Genomic DNA, 17,539 nt, shown 5'->3' with positions numbered 1-17,539 from the left:
CATGGAACAACAATTCAAAGCAGCTGAGACTACTTATTCATTAGATGCTGAAAAAGCAGTTCTAGGTAATATACTTTTAAATAATAGCAATATTGAACTAGTAGAAGACCAGCTTTTAATTGATGATTTTTATGATAAAAGACACAAACTTATATATAAGCAACTTTGTGTTTTAAACCAGGCAAATACACCTTTTGATGTTATCATTATCAGCGAATATCTAGCAACTGATGGGCTTCTTGATGAAGCTGGTGGAGAATCTTATATTATAGATTTAGTAGCAAATACACCATCTATTGCAAACATTAAAACTTATGCTGAAATTATAAAAGACAAAGCAAAATTACGTAGTTTACAAGATAGTATCAATGATATTATTCAAAAAATTTATTCTGCTGATTCAAAAAATCCTGATGAAGTAATTGATTATGCAGAAAGTAGGATCCTTGATATAGCTAAAGATAGAGAAACTGTAGCTAAAGGTCCAGAATCTATAAAAACTGTTATTCCAAAACTTATAGATAGAATGGATGCAGTAGTAGATTCAGGCTCTGGTTTAGTTGGTTCATCTACAGGGTTTATAGACCTTGATGGTATGACTTCTGGCTTAAGAGATTCAACTCTAAATATCATAGCAGCACGACCTTCGATGGGTAAAACTGTTTTAGGTATAAACATAGCTCAAAATATAGCAAAATCTGCTGATAAGCCTATTCTTATATTTAGTTTAGAAATGCCAGCTGAAGATATTGTTACAAGAATGCTAGCCACTCAAGCTAGAGTAGAGTTAAATCTCTTACAAGAATGTAACAAAATGAATGATTCTCACTGGGTAAAAATAAGCTCAGCTTTTGGCAAACTTCGCGATATGCCAATATATATTGATGATACATCATCATTATCTCCAGCTGAAATGCGTTCAAGAGCTCGTAGACTCTACAATGATAATGATGGTTTATCAATGATTCTTGTGGATTATCTTCAGCTGATGAAAATCCCTGGGTATGAAACAAACAGAACACTCGAGGTTTCTGAGATTTCGCGTTCATTAAAAGCACTTGCTAGGGAATTAAATGTCCCAGTTATAGCATTATCGCAGCTAAATCGTGGTGTAGATGATCGTAAAGATCGCCGTCCAATGATGTCAGACATTAGAGAATCTGGCGCAATTGAGCAAGATGCTGATTTGATTATGTTTATTTATAGAGATGAGGTCTATAATAAAGATAGTGAAGATAACAAAAATCTTGCAGAAATTATAATTGGTAAACAAAGAAATGGACCAATTGGTAAAGTAAATGTAAGATTTGATGGTCAATTTGCTAGTTTTGCGAATCTAACAAATGATAATGACTATTTGGTTCCTGGCGACATGGGCTATAACGGATAAATTATAAGAGAAATAAAATGCAACAAGAAAAAATAAACCTATTAGATTTTAATCAAAAAGCATTAGAAGAATTTTTTATATCTTTAGGTGAAAAGAAGTTTCATGCTAAACAGGTATTTAAATGGATTCATCGCAAAGGTGTTATTGATTTTGATCAAATGTCAGATATTGGTAAAAACCTAAAAGCAAGACTAAAAGAGGTCTCACATATTACTATACCAAAAGTTGTTTTTAGTAAAGCATCTAAAGATGGTACACATAAATGGCTAATTGATGTTGGTGGAAGTGCTATTGAAACCGTATTTATCCCTGAAGAAGGGCGTGGAACTTTGTGTATATCTTCTCAAGTAGGTTGCACTTTAAATTGTAGTTTTTGCTCAACTGGTAAACAAGGATTTAATAGAAATCTCTCTGTTGGTGAAATTATCTCACAACTATGGATAGCTGCGAGAACACTTTCAAAAAATAATGGCGAGCATGATTTTACAGTTACAAACATTGTGATGATGGGAATGGGTGAGCCACTAATGAATTTTGATAATGTAGTTCCAGCAATGGACATCATGATGGATGATATGGCTTACGGATTATCTCGCCGTAAAGTTACTCTTAGTACTTCAGGAGTTGTGCCAAGAATCTATGATTTACTTGAGCAGTCAGGTGTTTCTTTAGCTGTTTCTTTACATGCTCCAGATGATGCTCTACGAGATGAAATAGTTCCAATTAATAAAAAATATAACATAAAAGAACTACTTGATGCTTGTAAACTTTATGCTGAAAAAGGCCCTCATAAACAAATAACTTTTGAGTATACTCTTATGAATGAGGTCAATGATTCTCCAGAGTCTGCACAAGAGTTAGTAGATTTACTTAGATCTCAAGAAGTTCCTGCTAAAATAAATCTCATTCCATTTAATCCATATCCTGGGACACCTTATAAAAAGCCAAGTAATAACAGAATTCACAGATTTAAAGATGTATTAGTGAATCATGGTTTTGTAACTACTATTCGTAAAACTCGCGGCGATGACATTGATGCTGCTTGTGGCCAGTTAGCAGGAGATGTAATGGATAAAACTAGTCGTAAAGAAAGATATTTAAAGAAATTAGGCGAAATTAATGAATAGTAGATTTCTTAAATTAATAACTACAGCAAGTATAACTTGTATTTTATCTAGCTGTATGACCCCTCAATCTAATACAAATAAAAACAATAATGAATCCCAAGCTAAAGATGAACAACAGCTTAATGGGAATGACTCTTCTGAATATACTTTTTATACAGAAAATAATAATCAAAAAGCAAACTATAAAGAAGCTGCCAGACTTTATGCTGAACTTACTATAACATACACTCAAGATGGTTATCTTGATATGGCAAAAGATAGATTAATAAGAGCAAAACAACTTGAAGAAGATCATGGGTATAATGAGGCAATAGTTGATTATGCTTCAGGATATTATTATCAAAGAATTGGTTCAAATGCTGTAGCTGAAAAGCATTATCAAAAAGCAATAGATGAACATCCAAACAATTATCAAGCAATGAATTTTTATGCTCAATTTTTATGTCAAAGTAGACACAAATATGCCGATGCAGATGAATTATTTACTAAATCCCTGTATATGTCAGATAATAATGATATGGCTCAAACTTTATTTTTGTACTCTGAGTGTATGACTGCTCAAGGCAAAGATGATGATGCTCTTAAACTCATGGAAAGAGCAAATAAATTTCAAATAAACTTTTTATCTGCAAAATTACATCTTGCTGAAATGTATTATGATAAAAAGAGATACAAAGATTGCTATAGAATTATTTATGGAATGAGAAATAACAAAGCATTTTTTAATAATAAAAGAATACTCGAGTTAAGGCTTAAATTAGCAGAATACGCAAACAATAAAAATGAAGCCGCAAAAGTTAGATTGATCTTTTCATCAAATGATTTCAATGATGATTCAATGGAGAAATTTTTTGCAGATGTAGAAGATAAGGATAATAAATGAGTAAAATGAACAATAGATATTCTCGTGGAACTGAAGAATCCACACCTGAAAGATTACAAAAATTACTAGCTAAGTATGGTATAGGTTCGCGTAGAAAAATTGAAGAATTTATAGAACAAGGCCGTGTAAGAGTAAATGGTAAAGTTGCTAAGTTAGGTGATAAAGCTTCAGATAGAGATAAAGTAAGTTTTGATAACAAAGCTTTGTACCTTTATGGTCAACCAATGACTCGTCCAAGAGTTGTTATATATCATAAGCGTGAGGGCGAAGTTTGCACAACAAAAGATGAAAAAGGGCGAAAAACAGTATTTGACTCCCTACCTAGGTTAGCTAAAGCTCGCTGGATTATGATAGGGCGTTTAGATATAAATACTACTGGTTTACTTATGTTTACAACTGATGGCGATCTAGCAAACAGACTTATGCATCCATCATATGAGATAGAAAGAGAATATGCTGTTAGAATTTTAAGCGAGCAATTATCTGATGAAACTATCGAAAAACTTAAGACTGGAGTGCAATTAGAAGATGGTGTTGCAAAATTCAATACTATCAAATTTGCTGGTGGTGAGGGTGCTAATATTTGGTATACTGTAACATTATCAGAAGGACGAAATCGAGAAGTCCGCAGAATGTTTGAAGCAGTTGAATGTACTGTTAGTAGACTTACTAGAGTTAGATTTGGGGATATTAAACTACCAAAATTTGTGTCTCGAGGTAAAACTATGGAATTATCTCCAGCAGATGTAAATAATTTGCGTAAAAGTGTAAAACTTAGTGCATACGATTTCCCTAAAAAACTAATCGATAAACTAGAGAGATAAAAATGAGTTTTGATAATGAGATTCAAGAAATTTTTGATATAGATGTTTGGTTAATAAAACCTACATTTGTAGAAAAAGATAAAAAGGAACTAGATTTAATCAAATCAGAACCTAAAGAATCTCAACTACCAGATATTAAAATTGAGCCAATAAATAAAACAAAGACTATAGAATCAAGGTTAATTTACTCAACCAAAAATGAAAGCTCGAAGATTATTAACATTTTTATAGCTGAAGAAAAAAATATAAGTTTTATAAAAAATATCTGTGAAAAACTTTTTTATAACTCATCTACAAATATTTATGTTGGTGAATACCAAGCTAGAGATAATAATATAAACATAGATTTTAAAAATTGCCTGCTTGATGACAAAGAAATTCTTAGTATTGCGAGTAAAAAACATATATTAGAAAAGCTCTACCAGTATGCTGACTTTACAACTAAATAGTAATTATTATTCTCAAGTATTATCATTAATTAGAAATACAGATAAAAACCTAAATTGGTCCGATAAACAGATTTTTGAGTGCTTTGACCATAATCACATCATTTATTCCATAAAAGGTGAAAATAAGTTAATTGCTGTAGCTATATTTAGTAGCATATTAGATACTGCTGAGCTACTATATATTTGTGTTGATAAAGTTTTTCAAAATAAAAAACTAGCAAATAAACTTTTAGCCGATAGCATTATCAACTTAAAAACCAAATCAATATCTGAGCTTTTTTTAGAGGTATCCGTAAATAACACTCATGCGATAGCACTTTATAAAAAAATTGGCTTCAAACAAATTTCAATGCGTAAAAATTACTATAAATATAAAGATGGTAGCTATAGCGACGCACTCATATACAAATTAAATATATGATCTCTAGCATTGTTATGCTATATTAATCAAGCAACAACAGGGGTGCTGTTTCTTCAGCTGAGATGACTATTGTCAGACCCTTTGCACCTGATCTAATTAACATTAGCGTAGGGAGTTTGTTTGATATTTTCAGTATAAATCTCAATCAAACTTCTATTATTTGCAAATAAAATAGTAGGAGAATACACAACAATGCAAAATATAGGCTATATAACTTTAAACATCTCATTAATAATTTACTTTATTCATTTCATACCACAAACTATTCATAATCAGTTTAAGCACACAACCGTAAATATTAGTCTTTGGACACATTCATTTATGATTGTGGCGAACTGCCTTGATCTAGTATATGCTGTAGGCTTTAATTTTCAGTGGCAATACATCTGTGTTGCTGTAGTACTTTTAAGTTTTCTATTTATTCAACAATTACAAATATTATCAGACAAAAGAAATAGGCTGATGATACTACATACTTTTTGTATATTTATATTTTTATTAGTATGTATATTTCTGATAACTTTTATAAAAAGTATTAACAAAGAATTTCTATTGATTTTTGGAGTCGCTAGTAGCGTAGCATATAATACCTACTGGCTACCTCAAATATATAAAAATTTTAAACAAAAAAGAGCAGATGGATTTAGTATCTACTTTTTAATTTTATCACTAATCTTAAAACTTTGTGATATTAGTAGTGGAATATTTTTAAACTGGCCTCTAGTATCAGTAATTTCATCATTTTGCTTGCTAATAGTTGTAGGTATTCAATTTATACAATATTTCTATTATAAAAATATTTTTCAATTTAAAAAACAAATATTTATAAAACTAGCTTCCCCAGAATTATAAAAGAGGGGGAGGGGACTTTTTCGCAAATGTCTCATTATATAACATTAGGTCTATCAAAATCATCTGCCAGAAAAAAGATTTTAAGATTTTTGATTTAAAATTTATAGCACCAATAAGTTATCCACATTAGTTTTGGTAAAAACTTAGCATATTTACATTCAAGCATAGAATTCATACTTTCTTAATATAATTCACAATTCTATCTAATTCATCAATGTACTCTAGGAAGTTTCTCATACCTTTAACAGTAAGAGTATAGGTAGTTAATGGTTTACCTGTCGTGAATGATTTATTACTATCAACATACTCATTCTTAATAAAAACTTTCATGTGTGTGCTCATATGACCATCAGTAATATTGAGGGTAGTTTTTATATCTTTAAAAGAAGCTTTTTTGACAGAATACAGATATGTCATTATCTGAGTTCTAATTGGTTGGTGTAATATATCATTAAACATGTTGATCTCAAGTGCCTCTACAATTTATATAATAGTACTTTCTATTCATGAGTTTGTAAAGTACTTTTTCTATAAAGCAAGCAACATATAAAGTACCAAAATTCATACTTAACTATACAATAAAACGCTTATTACATAAGCATTCGGTTAAGTTTATAAAAAAATATATTTACAAATATTAATCATCTATTTTATAAAACATATGGTTAATATTTTGCCATCCAACAAGATTATTAACATAACCCCAATCATAAAACAATCCACAAGCAATCACCTAAAAGAAATTTTTGAGCAACTTATTCTTTTTTCTAGCAAACCACACCTGAAATAGTAAAATCCAGGCACTATAAGTCTAACTTATATTCTAAAAACCCTATAAACAGGGCACTTTAGTCAAAAACTAACCATAAAATAACCTTGTCTCGATTTAAAAATATTGTCAACATTTATTACCATAAGATTTTCTTATTAAGAAAAATACCCAGTATTTCCAAGGTTGAACATAAGTTACAAACATATTCAAGACTATTTTATTTTTTTTTATCAGATAATATCTCCTTAAGTCATTCGTTATTAGAAATGATTGTGTTAAAGAAAGGATAGCCTCACTTTACACCTACGACCAAGGAGAACGCTTATGTCTAAAAAATATTGTGTAATTAAAGAAAGCCAAAGAATGAGAACCTTACTAACAATTATTAAGGCTCATTATGAGTCTGATAACAAAGATTCTCTTCAAGAGGTTAATTTAGAACATGTTTTAAACAATGTGGTAAATGAAGATATTAAAGGCATAATAAAAAATGCTTGGCGTGATTTACAGATTACAATTGGCTTTGAGATTAGATTATTAGAAAATAACTGTAAAAAAAGCCTTATAAACAGATTATATAAAAAAACTGAAGATATGAGCTTTATTGTAACTTCAACTAATGACGACTTTTTCTCAAGAATCCAAGACTATAGCTCGCAAGTAGAACTAAAACTTATAAACATCTAAAAATAAATCCCTCAAAACTAACTCCCCAAATCTATCTAAAACCCATCATTTTGTCCAAAAAAGTGCATTAAACTTATCACACCCACAAATACGATTGTTCGCATAATATATATTATGTTAAATTAGATATAATCTAATGATTGTGGACTATACAGCCCACTCTGCTGTTTATTGCATAATTATGAAAATCTATCTTGGAGCATCTCAACAACATCTAAACTGCCTGGTAAGAAATCATACTCACTCAAATTAGATACACTGACTAATTTTAGTTTTTGTTTTTCTTTTGAGTATGGCTCACCACTAAAATCGCTCACTAAAAAAAACTCTAAGTTCACTTTATCGTTTTTATTATTAAAATACTGTTTTGTGTGAAATAACTCACATTTTTTAATAATAATGCCTATTTCTTCATATGCTTCTCTAATAATACATTCTTTAGTTGTTTCATTTTTCTCTACTTTACCACCAGGGAATTCCCAATAATCACTGTATGTTTGATGCTTTTGCCTTTTGCTGATATAGACTTTATTATCATTATCATCTAGAATTACTGCTATTGAGGCATTAATTGTCGCCATCTTACTAAAAAATTTATAGGTTATAACCAAATAATATGTTCCAAAACCACAAAAGTGAAGTCCTTTTAGCAACACCATTAGTTAAAAACGATATTATTTTCACAAAATCAGTAATATATCTTTGTCAAAATGACAGACATGGAGCTATGGGTTTAATTATAAATAAACCATTACCTGGCGAATCCTTAAAAGATGTATTTGAAGAGTTAAATATCGGTCATTCTAATACATTTGCTGAAATAGCTAATCACCCTCTCTATATGGGTGGCCCTATCAGCCCAAATAAAATTTTGATTCTTCATACTACAAATGGTAGAAACTATGACTCTACTATCAAACTAGATGAAGGGCTTGCTTTAACTGCATCTTTAGATATATTAGAAGATTTAGCTAATAATATTCTTCCTGAGTATTTTTTACCCGTAATTGGTTATAGTTGCTGGACTGCTGAGCAACTTAGTGAAGAAATTAAAGCAAATGACTGGATAGTTACGACTAAATTGAGTAAAAAAATACTTTTTAACTATGAAAATGAATCTAAATGGCAAAAACATGTAGAACATGCCGGATATAGTCTACATAATTTAGATACGCTTTTTGATAATATTGGACATGGCTAATGTTTAAATCATACTTAGCTATAGATTATGGTAGAGCAAGAATTGGTATTGCTAGTGGACAAATGATCACAAAAACTGCTAGTCCAGTTGGAACCGTAGAAGCTTATGATGGTGAACCAAATTGGATAGAACTAGATAAGGTTATAAAACGCTGGAATCCTTCAGATATAATTGTTGGTTTGCCTCTTGATACTAATGATCTTGATACAGACATAACTCGAGATGCTAGAAACTTTGCAAAAATCATTGAAGAAAGATATGCTCCACGCCCTATTCATCTTATAAATGAAGCCTACTCTACACGCGAAGCTAGATGGCGTTTAGAGAGTGTTAAAAATAAAAAAGTTAGTCATTTAAAGGTCGATGCTATTGCTGCTTGTGTTATTTTAGAGACTTGGATGTCGGAAAATTAATAACTGATGTTACGCACCTAATATATTTTGAGTGTTATAAGTTGTGTTGAAGAGCGAGGCAACAAGGTGTAGGAGCTACTAGTAGCTTCAAATCGTTGGTAACGACGCTATTTGATGCAAATTATATCATCCCTAAAGGACAAAAAGCTAAAGTATTATCTGACTGCGTTAGAACTTTACTACCATTGCTACTGCTATGCTAATAAAAACCTGCCTTGCATCTAACACTTTATCTTCTTGCTCAAATTTATGTTTGGTGCGTAACATCAGTTAATAATATAAAAGTCTAATAATATTTTACGAAACTAAATTTTTTCCCACAAAATCTCTCTATCTGTACCATCATTGTATGGTCTTAAAGACATTTTGTTATCATAGAATTTCATCTTTCTACGAGCTATATTACCAACAAAGCTAGCACATAAATGTCCTTCTAGTTCATGACTTACAACCTGTGTTTCCTCATCGATGGTATAACTACCAAAATATGCCAAATAATCTTGAGTTAGAGCAAGTGCATCTGTAGTTGTTGCACTTTTTAAACTTTTGCTCTCAAATTTATTTCTATTTTTTCTGCAAATCTGTACAGCCATACGACCATTTTCATCATAAATAATACAACCAATTGCATCTTCACCAAACGGATAATGAATCTTATTATTCTCATGCACTTCCATTGAGTGCACCAGCCTCCAAGTACCTATTATTTTGTTCTTTGAGTCACGCATTTTATAACCTCATTTATATTTTATTTTATTGGTGCTTCAGGATACGTTGATTCACCTTTAGACAGCACAAAATTACACTCTAAACTATAATCATCAGCCTGCTTAACAAAATGCTCTGACATGCTGTGATTTGCAGTAAAGACAGGGTCATCTTCAGTTTGTTTGTCTCCGTCAATAAACACTTGTGTCACTAAAGTTTCAAAACCTTCCGCAACAACTATAAAGTGTATATGTGCTGGGCGTAGAATGTTTCTTTTAGCAGATCTTAGTAAATCTCCAGCAGGCCCATCATTAGGTACAGGATAAGCCGTAGGAACTAATGCAACTAGTGATGCTTTACCATCATTATCTGTTACAAACTTACCTCGCAGATTCATATCTGGCTGATTTGCATCCTCGCATTCATATTTACCATTAGTAGCAGCTTGCCATACATCAATAACCGCACCAGCTATTGGCTGATTATTAGTAGATTTTATATTTAGCTTAATTTCCACTCTTTCACCAGCAGTATTATCACTCATTATTACAGCACCATTATCTCTAAACGGCGCGTTTGCTCGTAAAAAAGGCCCAACTAACGCAAATTTATTCTCTACACCATCTACTTGATGATTAACTTCTTCAACAAGCTGACTAACTCCTAAAATATCACCCATAAGCAAAAATTCATTTCTATCGTCACCAGTAAAATCTGCCATTGTACGAAATGTTTTCCAGCAAAATTCCCACTCTTGATTTGTAAGTCTTACATCTTTCACAAAAGAATGAATATGTTTAATAAGGCTCTGAGTTAATTCTTTTGAGCGAGGGTCATCAAATTTTGAATATGCATCTAAAACTCTTTTTGTTAAATCACTCATAGTTGACATCCACCACGATTCTTTTGTTGTCTGATTTTTTTAGAACTTTTTTAAAAGCTTCTATAGCTGTATCAAGTGAGAATTTTATATCCTCACTCAACTCTAATTGATCTAGTTTATTACTATCAAAACCAACTCTTAATTCATCAAGTAATTTAGCATTATACTCATAACTAAATGTAGCTGTATTTACACCGACTATTGCCTGATTAGCTCTATATAACTTAAATAAATTAACCATCGCTTCTCTTCTGCCTTCTTGAGCACCAATATTGACTATTCTGCCATATTCGCTTAATGAACAAATATATTCATTCCAAACAAGATTACCGACGGAATTCAATATAACATCTGCCTTGCCATGCTCTTTAATTATATGATCTGCAAAATTTGGTTCACTAGTATCATAAGCTATCCAGCCTCTAGCTTCGGCTTTTGCAATAGATTCTTTGCCATGAACTAAAGCAATTGCTTTGCAATTTTTCCAAGTACAAATAGACATACTTGCTTGCCCAACCTGACCTAAAGCACCAACTATATACACAGTTTCACCACTTGCTACCATTGCTCTTTTAACTAAGCTTTCATAAGCTGTGATGTATGGCAATAATTGCCCACCAGCCACTCGTAAGCTCATATCACTAGGAGCTACCGCAAATGCAGTTTCTGGCAATGTAATATATTCAGTCAATGAACCATCTATATCAATACCTGCTGCTCCACCAGAGCCCCAGATAGATTTACCTACTAAATGCTGTGGACCCTGCTCAACAACACCCGCGAAGTCACGACCTGGTACTCGTGGTACTTTAGCATGACTAAAATAACCAATTGTTGCCAATGCATCAGATGGGTTTACTCCAACAGAGTATACTTTTATTAGACAATTATTTACTGGATCAATTTCTGGTTTTGGCTTATCCAAAAGATCTAATTTAATATCATCGGCATCTTTATAATTTTTTTGTACTAATAACGTCTTCATATCACTCTCCTGCTATAGATTGAAAGATTCATGATTTATAGTTGGCGTAAATTCTGTAATATCATATCTACAATAGCCTGCTATTACATACGGGTCATGACTTAGAATATTTTCAAATTCTGACCTTGTGATATTTTTAGTGATAATAACTCCACCATCTTGTGAATTTAGACGACCACAAGTAAGTAGCTTATCATTTGCAAAATGTACCTTCAGAAAAGCTTGGTGTTGTGGTCTTTTTTCATCCATTACCGATATTGGTTTTAAATATTCTGATATTGCAATGAACATCGATATCTCCTTGTTAATCATTCATTTAATAACATCAAAAGCCTTATACTAGATAAGTAAGCTTTTAAGATGATCAGTTTTAGAAAAGTTGTTTATCGTTTCATATTTTAAACTTTATATAATTCTTTTGTAATTTATTTCAATATTATGAAACTTGGTCCAATATGTTTTAATGCTGTATTCATGATTTCTGATATATTATCTTCATTATTAACAATATGAACTTCAGCACCAAAACCTTTAGCAATTAAATCTAATTCTATAGACGGATTATCCAAATCAAGACCAACAAATGTCATATCATCTTTGGATTTAACTCCCTTTTGCATCATAGCTAACTCTTTTAGCACTTTATACTCTTTGTTATATACACATATATAAATCACAGGAATGCTATATTTTGCAGCAGTCCAAATACTTTGTATAGAATACATACTACCACCATCTCCAATAAAGCAAAGAGTATGCTCATTTGTAGCTAAAGATGCGCCTGTAGCAACAGGCATTGCCCAGCCAAGACCACCACCACGAGGTGAAAAATGGGTGTTATCAAAAAACATAGATAATGCAATATCTTGCACTATTGTATCAAATGATGAACCATCTGTCACAATCCTTGTTTTAACATCTACAGAATGCAATATTTTATGAATACTTGATGCTAATCTTATATCTTCAAACATAGATAAATCAACACTGGATTTCTCTACTTTTTTTAGGCTCACTTCTGTAGTAGATATTTTATTCGCAACAGCTTTTAGTAAGTGCTTTATATCACTCAAAATGGCCAATTCACATGCATAATCATACGATAATACTTTTGATGATTTCGAAACTTGAATAACAGTTTTTCCATTATCAAAAAGATTAGCTCCTTTTGATAAAAACATATTAATTTTCTCGCCAAGAATAACTACGGTTGAGTATTTTGATAATGTTTTGCTCATCACATCACCCATTTTTGGTAATGTTCCTTTATAATAACTGCTATTAGTTGCAATACAACCAGCCACATGAAATGGTGCAATATAAACATCCGCCTCTAACACATTTGCTAAAACTTCTAATTCATATTGTGCTTTTGATGATGCAACTTCATAGTCAGCGATAAATACAAGCTCACTATTTGGTACACCTATTAATTGTAAAGCAAGTTTACTAACATCAGCATCTGAAATTGTAGGAGTATCAAATAAAGTTGTCACCCTAATATCTGGATTTTCACATTTATCACTCATTACATCCATAGGGATGGATAAAAAGGTTGGTGCTTGTGGTGATATCTGCGACTGCGTGTAACCTCTGTGCAAAGCTAAAGCTAAATCTTTTACATCTGTAACTTCATACTGCTGCTTAGTAGCTGTCTCAGCTAATTTAGTCAAATCACCAGATAATACTGGGGTATGAATTAGGCTATCTGTTGTTTGCTGGCCAGCTGTTATAAATAACGGTATGCCAGACATATAAGCATTATATATATTACACATTGAATTTGCCAACCCAGGGTATGTATGCACATTCACAAGACCAACTTTATCAGAAGCTAATGAATAGCCTGCTGCCATACCTATTGCCACTGATTCATGTAATGCTAGTATATATTTTATATTATCATTGTTTGCCACAGCTTCTAAAGTAGACGCCTCTGTAGTGCCTGGATTGCCAAACATATATTTGATATCGTTTTTTTTGATAAAAGATTTTAAAATCTCAACTCCATTCATCATATCTCAACTCCATATATAAAATAATGATGCTTTGATAAATATATTACTACATATATTGTTTATATTATAATTTGAAAGTTTCAGATTAGTTAAAAGAGAGTTCCAAATATAGGTCATGGTCTTAAAACTCATATTCAGGTAGAATTTAAAAAGATATTGTCGTACTTGATACTTCAAGACATAATTAACTTATCAACGGAGGTTTTATGTCATTATTTATTATAACTATAGTTTTGAACTATATATTATTAACAATTTTTGCTTTACGAATTACAAAGTTTAAGAAAGATTCGTTTTTGTGGTATTTTTTTAGTACTGTTACTGCAAGCTTAACCCTATATATATTATCTTCAGAATTACCAACTATTGAATATATTAGAGCTTTTTGGATCGCTTATCTAATAGCTACAGTAGGAATATTAAGCTTATTTGTAGCGAAACCTAATCATCCTAAAAAAATCACATTAAAAGCTAGTATCTCCTTCACAGTGATTGTTCTTATAATGTTATGTATTAATTATTCTGATAATCTACTTCAGCATAATTCATACACTGATACAATTATAATCTTTAGTTTTTTCCTGATAAATCAAGTCTCTTTTGTTGGATTGCTTATGCTTTCTCAAAGATATGTTTTAGGATTTTTAATATATGGTTTTGGATTTGTTCCAACAATATACTTTGCTATAGATGATTTGTTAACTCAAAGTATAAACATCAATACAGTTATTAGGCTTTTATTTAGTATACTAATACTAGTAATATTGATAAGAGGATATTTTATTAACCGTAAAACAGTGAATTCTCAATAATATAAAGTATTTACATACTAACTTTCTAGATATTTTAGTCATTTTCGCATAAAATTAACTCTTATATATTTTATAATTTAATCAAACTAGGCTCCTATCAGCTATGAACGAATATAACTTCACAGAAATAGAAGAAAATGCTCAAAATTTTTGGGCTACAAATCAAAGTTTCAAAGCAATTAAAGATAAATCAAAAGAAAAATTTTATTGCCTTTCAATGTTACCTTACCCAAGTGGTACACTTCATATGGGGCATGTCAGAAATTATACTATAAGTGATGTAATTGCTCGCTATCAAAAAATGCAAGGTAAAAATGTACTTCACCCTATGGGTTGGGATGCATTTGGGTTACCTGCTGAAAATGCAGCTATCAAACATCAACGCTCGCCACATGAATGGACAAGAAGCAATATTGAGCATATGCGTAAACAGTTTGCTAGTCTTGGTCTAGGATTTGATTGGTCAAGAGAAGTTGCTACTTGTGATGAAGACTATTATAAATGGGAACAATGGTTCTTCATTCAGCTTTATAAAAAAGGCTTAGCTTATCGTAAAAACTCAGTAGTAAACTGGGATCCTATTGATCAAACAGTTTTAGCAAATGAGCAAGTTGTCGATGGTCGTGGCTGGAGATCTGGTGCTTTAGTTGAGAAAAAAGAGATTCCACAGTGGTTTTTAAAAATCACGGATTATGCTGATGAGCTATTACAAGATATAAATAAGCTTGACGGTTGGCCAGAAGCTGTTAAGACAATGCAGACAAACTGGATTGGTAAATCAAAAGGCTTAACAGTTTCATTTAAACTAGCAGATCGTGATGAAAATATAGAAGTTTTCACTACTAGACCAGATACTCTTATGGGAGTAAGTTATCTAGCAATAGCTCCTGAACACCCTTTAGCATTAGAAGCTGGAAAGAAAAATCCCGAGCTTGCAGAATTTATTGCAGAATGTAAAAAGTCATCTACTATGGAGGCTGATTTAGCTACACAAGAAAAGAAAGGCTTTAAAACTGATATAACAGTTATTCACCCTATTTCTGGTGAAGAAGTAAATATTTGGGTCGCAAACTTTGTATTGATGAGTTATGGAACAGGTGCTGTAATGTGTGTACCTGCTCATGATCAAAGAGATTGGGAGTTTGCCAAAAAATACAATATAGCAATCAAACAAGTAATCACATCAAACGATAAGAAGTTAAAAGTAGACTTAGAAAAAGAGGCTTTTACTGAAAAAGGTATATTAATAAATTCAGGTGAATTTGATGGGCTTAATTTCAAAAAATCTTATCAAGCCATAAAGAAAAAAATCTACGATGATAAAAAAGGTATAGAAACAACTAATTTTAGAATTCGTGATTGGGGCATATCTCGTCAAAGATATTGGGGTTGCCCTATTCCGATGATTCATTGTGATAGTTGTGGTGTAGTACCTGAAAAAGAAGAAAATCTACCGGTAAAATTACCTACGGATGTAACTCTTACAGAAGCAGGTTCTCCATTAAAAGATATGCCAGAATTTTTAGATGTAACTTGCCCTAAGTGTGGTGCTAAAGCAACAAGAGAGACAGATACTTTTGATACATTCTTTGAATCATCTTGGTATTATGCCCGCTATACTTGCCCTACTGCCGAAGAAATGCTTGATGTTGAAGCAGATTACTGGCTGCCTGTGGATAAATACATTGGCGGTATTGAGCATGCTATTATGCACCTTTTATACGCTAGATTTTTTCATAAATTAATGCGTGACGAAGGTTTAATAACATCTAGTGAACCATTTGTAAATCTTTTGACTCAAGGGATGGTTTTAAAAGATGGTGCTAAAATGTCTAAATCAAAAGGCAACACTGTAGATCCACAATCATTAATTGACGAATATGGCGCAGATACTGTTAGATTATTTAGTATGTTTGCGGCCCCACCTGAGCAATCTTTGGAATGGTCAGACAAAGGTGTTGAAGGCGCTAACAAGTTCTTACGCAAAATATTTAACTACTCTCAGTCAAATAAAGAATACTTTACCGCAAATAAAATTGTAGCCGAAAATTTATCTAAAGATGATAAAAAAGCTCGTTTTGAAATTCATAGCGCTCTTAAACAAGCTACTTTTGATTTTGATAAGAGTCAATTTAATACAGTAGTGTCAGCATGCATGAAAATCATTAATTCTCTTAATAATTATGATAATTTATCAAAAGAAGTTAAGAGTGAAGGTTTTAATATATTACTAAGACTTCTATCTCCTTTTGCACCTCATTTATGCCATAACTTGTGGATAGAACTAAACTTTGGCAATGATATTTTAAAAGCAAGCTTCCCACAAGTTGATAATGAAGCTCTAAAAAAAGATGACTTTCTTTTAATTGTTCAGGTCAATGGTAAACTACGAGCTAAAATTGAATTAGATGCTAATTTGAGCAAACAAGGTATTGAAAATAAAGTCTTAGCAGATCCTCAAATTACCGAATATACTGATAACAAAGAAATAATTAAAATTATATATGTTCCACAAAAACTAATGAATATAGTAGTTAAGTAGGCGAATTATGAAATTAAGTATTAATAAATATATATTCGTGATGTTCTTTGCTCTAATAATTACAGCTTGCGGATTCCATGCCCGAGGAGTTGGTAATGTTGGCAGCTTTAGTAACTTTAGAGGAATGAAAATTTGTATTAAGTCTAATAATTTTAGTAATTATGCTCGTGAATTACAAAGAAACTTAGTAGCATACAAAGCTATCATTGTTGAAGATGATGCAGATGCTGATTATATAATCAACCTTCAGAGTGTTGTAAAAGATAACAAATTAATCAGTGTTGTAGGTGGTGCTTCAAACAATAACTATCAATTGATTTTAAGAATGTCATATAATGTTGTTAAACCAAATGTAAAAGATCCTATAATACCTACTAAAACATTAGAGACAAGACAGTTCTGGCAGTCTAACTCAGGTATTGTACTTTCACAAGCTAGTGAAGCAAATAGACAATATGTATATCTTCAAACGCAACTTATTAACAATATGCTTCAGCAAATTGCTATCCTACTCCCTAAAATTGACGATCAAAATACAGATGATTCTGAACAAGATATAGAGTAATCGAAAG

The 17,539-nt window shown here is 31.6% G+C and carries 20 protein-coding genes and 1 riboswitch; of the genes, 13 read left to right on the top strand and 7 right to left on the bottom strand.

Annotated elements, in window-relative coordinates:
* Nucleotide 1: 1 nt before the first annotated feature.
* From dnaB to FLM55_RS00770, 7 genes are all read left to right on the top strand, one after another.
* Entirely contained in the window at nt 2-1,390 is a 1,389-nt protein-coding gene (gene dnaB / locus FLM55_RS00800) for a replicative DNA helicase (protein ID WP_178947569.1), read from the top strand.
* 17 nt (nt 1,391-1,407) lie between these two features.
* Entirely contained in the window at nt 1,408-2,517 is a 1,110-nt protein-coding gene (rlmN, locus tag FLM55_RS00795; protein WP_178947568.1) for a 23S rRNA (adenine(2503)-C(2))-methyltransferase RlmN, read from the top strand.
* A complete protein-coding gene (locus FLM55_RS00790; protein WP_178947567.1) occupies nt 2,510-3,400 on the top strand; it encodes a pilus assembly protein PilF in 891 nt (296 codons plus the stop codon). The genes rlmN and FLM55_RS00790 overlap by 8 nt, the downstream gene beginning before the upstream one ends.
* Before the next feature lie 5 nt (nt 3,401-3,405).
* Nucleotides 3,406-4,224 carry a 23S rRNA pseudouridine(2605) synthase RluB gene (gene rluB, locus FLM55_RS00785; protein WP_256868926.1) on the top strand — a complete coding sequence of 273 codons (819 nt, stop codon included), beginning with the start codon at nt 3,406-3,408 and terminating at the stop codon, nt 4,222-4,224.
* A gap of 2 nt (nt 4,225-4,226) precedes the next feature.
* Nucleotides 4,227-4,673 carry a hypothetical protein gene (locus FLM55_RS00780; RefSeq protein WP_178947565.1) on the top strand — a complete coding sequence of 149 codons (447 nt, stop codon included), beginning with the start codon at nt 4,227-4,229 and terminating at the stop codon, nt 4,671-4,673.
* Nucleotides 4,651-5,094 carry a GNAT family N-acetyltransferase gene (locus tag FLM55_RS00775; RefSeq protein WP_178947564.1) on the top strand — a complete coding sequence of 148 codons (444 nt, stop codon included), beginning with the start codon at nt 4,651-4,653 and terminating at the stop codon, nt 5,092-5,094. Before FLM55_RS00780 ends, FLM55_RS00775 begins: the two co-directional genes overlap by 23 nt.
* 28 nt (nt 5,095-5,122) lie before the next feature.
* Nucleotides 5,123-5,226: riboswitch (TPP riboswitch) on the top strand.
* 60 nt (nt 5,227-5,286) lie between these two features.
* Nucleotides 5,287-5,946: a PQ-loop repeat-containing protein gene (locus FLM55_RS00770; RefSeq protein ID WP_178947563.1), complete on the top strand. Its 660-nt coding sequence runs from the start codon at nt 5,287-5,289 to the stop codon at nt 5,944-5,946.
* A gap of 171 nt (nt 5,947-6,117) precedes the next feature.
* Here FLM55_RS00770 and FLM55_RS00765 read toward each other — a convergent pair whose 3' ends face one another.
* Nucleotides 6,118-6,405, bottom strand: coding sequence for a transcriptional regulator (locus FLM55_RS00765; RefSeq protein WP_178947562.1), 288 nt, complete (start codon nt 6,403-6,405; stop codon nt 6,118-6,120).
* Nucleotides 6,406-7,042: 637 nt separating this feature from the next.
* On the opposite strand from FLM55_RS00765, the gene FLM55_RS00760 reads away from it, so the two are divergent.
* Entirely contained in the window at nt 7,043-7,405 is a 363-nt protein-coding gene (locus tag FLM55_RS00760; protein WP_178947561.1) for a normocyte binding protein 2b, read from the top strand.
* 179 nt (nt 7,406-7,584) lie between these two features.
* Here the strand turns inward: FLM55_RS00760 and FLM55_RS00755 are convergent, their stop codons facing one another.
* Nucleotides 7,585-7,986 carry a (deoxy)nucleoside triphosphate pyrophosphohydrolase gene (locus tag FLM55_RS00755; protein WP_178947560.1) on the bottom strand — a complete coding sequence of 134 codons (402 nt, stop codon included), beginning with the start codon at nt 7,984-7,986 and terminating at the stop codon, nt 7,585-7,587.
* A gap of 35 nt (nt 7,987-8,021) precedes the next feature.
* Between FLM55_RS00755 and FLM55_RS00750 the strand changes: the two genes are divergently transcribed.
* Both FLM55_RS00750 and ruvX read left to right on the top strand, forming a co-directional pair.
* Entirely contained in the window at nt 8,022-8,606 is a 585-nt protein-coding gene (locus tag FLM55_RS00750; RefSeq protein ID WP_178947559.1) for a YqgE/AlgH family protein, read from the top strand.
* Nucleotides 8,606-9,019, top strand: a complete 414-nt coding sequence (gene ruvX / locus FLM55_RS00745) for a Holliday junction resolvase RuvX (protein ID WP_178947558.1) — start codon at nt 8,606-8,608, stop codon at nt 9,017-9,019. The genes FLM55_RS00750 and ruvX overlap by 1 nt, the downstream gene beginning before the upstream one ends.
* Nucleotides 9,020-9,324: 305 nt before the next feature.
* Here the strand turns inward: ruvX and FLM55_RS00740 are convergent, their stop codons facing one another.
* The 5 genes from FLM55_RS00740 to FLM55_RS00720 all read right to left on the bottom strand — a co-directional run bounded on the left by FLM55_RS00740 (nt 9,325) and on the right by FLM55_RS00720 (nt 13,613).
* Complete coding sequence (locus FLM55_RS00740; RefSeq protein ID WP_178947557.1) at nt 9,325-9,747, bottom strand: lipocalin-like domain-containing protein; 423 nt, start codon at nt 9,745-9,747, stop codon at nt 9,325-9,327.
* 20 nt (nt 9,748-9,767) lie between these two features.
* Entirely contained in the window at nt 9,768-10,610 is an 843-nt protein-coding gene (locus tag FLM55_RS00735; protein ID WP_218644482.1) for a dioxygenase, read from the bottom strand.
* The gene (locus tag FLM55_RS00730; RefSeq protein ID WP_178947555.1) at nt 10,603-11,595 is read right to left on the bottom strand and encodes a zinc-binding alcohol dehydrogenase family protein; all 993 of its coding nucleotides are present in this window, start codon (nt 11,593-11,595) and stop codon (nt 10,603-10,605) included. Before FLM55_RS00730 ends, FLM55_RS00735 begins: the two co-directional genes overlap by 8 nt.
* Before the next feature lie 12 nt (nt 11,596-11,607).
* Nucleotides 11,608-11,886: a YciI family protein gene (locus tag FLM55_RS00725; protein WP_178947554.1), complete on the bottom strand. Its 279-nt coding sequence runs from the start codon at nt 11,884-11,886 to the stop codon at nt 11,608-11,610.
* Between the two features lie 134 nt (nt 11,887-12,020).
* Nucleotides 12,021-13,613 carry a thiamine pyrophosphate-binding protein gene (locus FLM55_RS00720; RefSeq protein ID WP_178947553.1) on the bottom strand — a complete coding sequence of 531 codons (1,593 nt, stop codon included), beginning with the start codon at nt 13,611-13,613 and terminating at the stop codon, nt 12,021-12,023.
* Nucleotides 13,614-13,819: 206 nt separating this feature from the next.
* Here FLM55_RS00720 and FLM55_RS00715 point away from each other — a divergent pair, with 206 nt between their 5' ends.
* The 3 genes from FLM55_RS00715 (at nt 13,820) to lptE (ending at nt 17,532) form a co-directional block, all read left to right on the top strand.
* Nucleotides 13,820-14,425, top strand: a complete 606-nt coding sequence (locus FLM55_RS00715) for a hypothetical protein (protein WP_178947552.1) — start codon at nt 13,820-13,822, stop codon at nt 14,423-14,425.
* Between the two features lie 103 nt (nt 14,426-14,528).
* Entirely contained in the window at nt 14,529-16,967 is a 2,439-nt protein-coding gene (gene leuS, locus FLM55_RS00710; RefSeq protein WP_178947551.1) for a leucine--tRNA ligase, read from the top strand.
* Nucleotides 16,968-16,974: 7 nt separating this feature from the next.
* Entirely contained in the window at nt 16,975-17,532 is a 558-nt protein-coding gene (lptE, locus tag FLM55_RS00705) for an LPS assembly lipoprotein LptE (RefSeq protein ID WP_178947550.1), read from the top strand.
* Nucleotides 17,533-17,539 lie beyond the last annotated feature (7 nt).

The organism is Francisella sp. Scap27 (genome assembly GCF_013394105.1).
Classification (GTDB): Bacteria; Pseudomonadota; Gammaproteobacteria; order Francisellales; family Francisellaceae; genus Francisella; species Francisella adeliensis.
This window is presented reverse-complemented; position numbering and strand designations above follow the sequence as displayed.

Bases quoted from the DNA above. Each gene is read 5' to 3' on its own strand.
- FLM55_RS00755 (WP_178947560.1), bottom strand. From the start codon at position 7,986: ATGGCGACAATTAATGCCTCAATAGCAGTAATTCTAGATGATAATGAT.
- FLM55_RS00790 (WP_178947567.1), top strand. From the start codon at position 2,510: ATGAATAGTAGATTTCTTAAATTAATAACTACAGCAAGTATAACTTGT.
- FLM55_RS00720 (WP_178947553.1), bottom strand. From the start codon at position 13,613: ATGATGAATGGAGTTGAGATTTTAAAATCTTTTATCAAAAAAAACGAT.
- FLM55_RS00775 (WP_178947564.1), top strand. From the start codon at position 4,651: ATGCTGACTTTACAACTAAATAGTAATTATTATTCTCAAGTATTATCA.
- ruvX (WP_178947558.1), top strand. From the start codon at position 8,606: ATGTTTAAATCATACTTAGCTATAGATTATGGTAGAGCAAGAATTGGT.
- FLM55_RS00735 (WP_218644482.1), bottom strand. From the start codon at position 10,610: ATGAGTGATTTAACAAAAAGAGTTTTAGATGCATATTCAAAATTTGAT.
- dnaB (WP_178947569.1), top strand. From the start codon at position 2: ATGGAACAACAATTCAAAGCAGCTGAGACTACTTATTCATTAGATGCT.
- FLM55_RS00765 (WP_178947562.1), bottom strand. From the start codon at position 6,405: ATGTTTAATGATATATTACACCAACCAATTAGAACTCAGATAATGACA.
- FLM55_RS00760 (WP_178947561.1), top strand. From the start codon at position 7,043: ATGTCTAAAAAATATTGTGTAATTAAAGAAAGCCAAAGAATGAGAACC.
- FLM55_RS00740 (WP_178947557.1), bottom strand. From the start codon at position 9,747: ATGCGTGACTCAAAGAACAAAATAATAGGTACTTGGAGGCTGGTGCAC.
- FLM55_RS00730 (WP_178947555.1), bottom strand. From the start codon at position 11,595: ATGAAGACGTTATTAGTACAAAAAAATTATAAAGATGCCGATGATATT.
- FLM55_RS00725 (WP_178947554.1), bottom strand. From the start codon at position 11,886: ATGTTCATTGCAATATCAGAATATTTAAAACCAATATCGGTAATGGAT.
- rlmN (WP_178947568.1), top strand. From the start codon at position 1,408: ATGCAACAAGAAAAAATAAACCTATTAGATTTTAATCAAAAAGCATTA.
- FLM55_RS00715 (WP_178947552.1), top strand. From the start codon at position 13,820: ATGTCATTATTTATTATAACTATAGTTTTGAACTATATATTATTAACA.
- FLM55_RS00770 (WP_178947563.1), top strand. From the start codon at position 5,287: ATGCAAAATATAGGCTATATAACTTTAAACATCTCATTAATAATTTAC.
- lptE (WP_178947550.1), top strand. From the start codon at position 16,975: ATGAAATTAAGTATTAATAAATATATATTCGTGATGTTCTTTGCTCTA.
- FLM55_RS00750 (WP_178947559.1), top strand. From the start codon at position 8,022: ATGTTCCAAAACCACAAAAGTGAAGTCCTTTTAGCAACACCATTAGTT.
- FLM55_RS00780 (WP_178947565.1), top strand. From the start codon at position 4,227: ATGAGTTTTGATAATGAGATTCAAGAAATTTTTGATATAGATGTTTGG.
- rluB (WP_256868926.1), top strand. From the start codon at position 3,406: ATGAACAATAGATATTCTCGTGGAACTGAAGAATCCACACCTGAAAGA.
- leuS (WP_178947551.1), top strand. From the start codon at position 14,529: ATGAACGAATATAACTTCACAGAAATAGAAGAAAATGCTCAAAATTTT.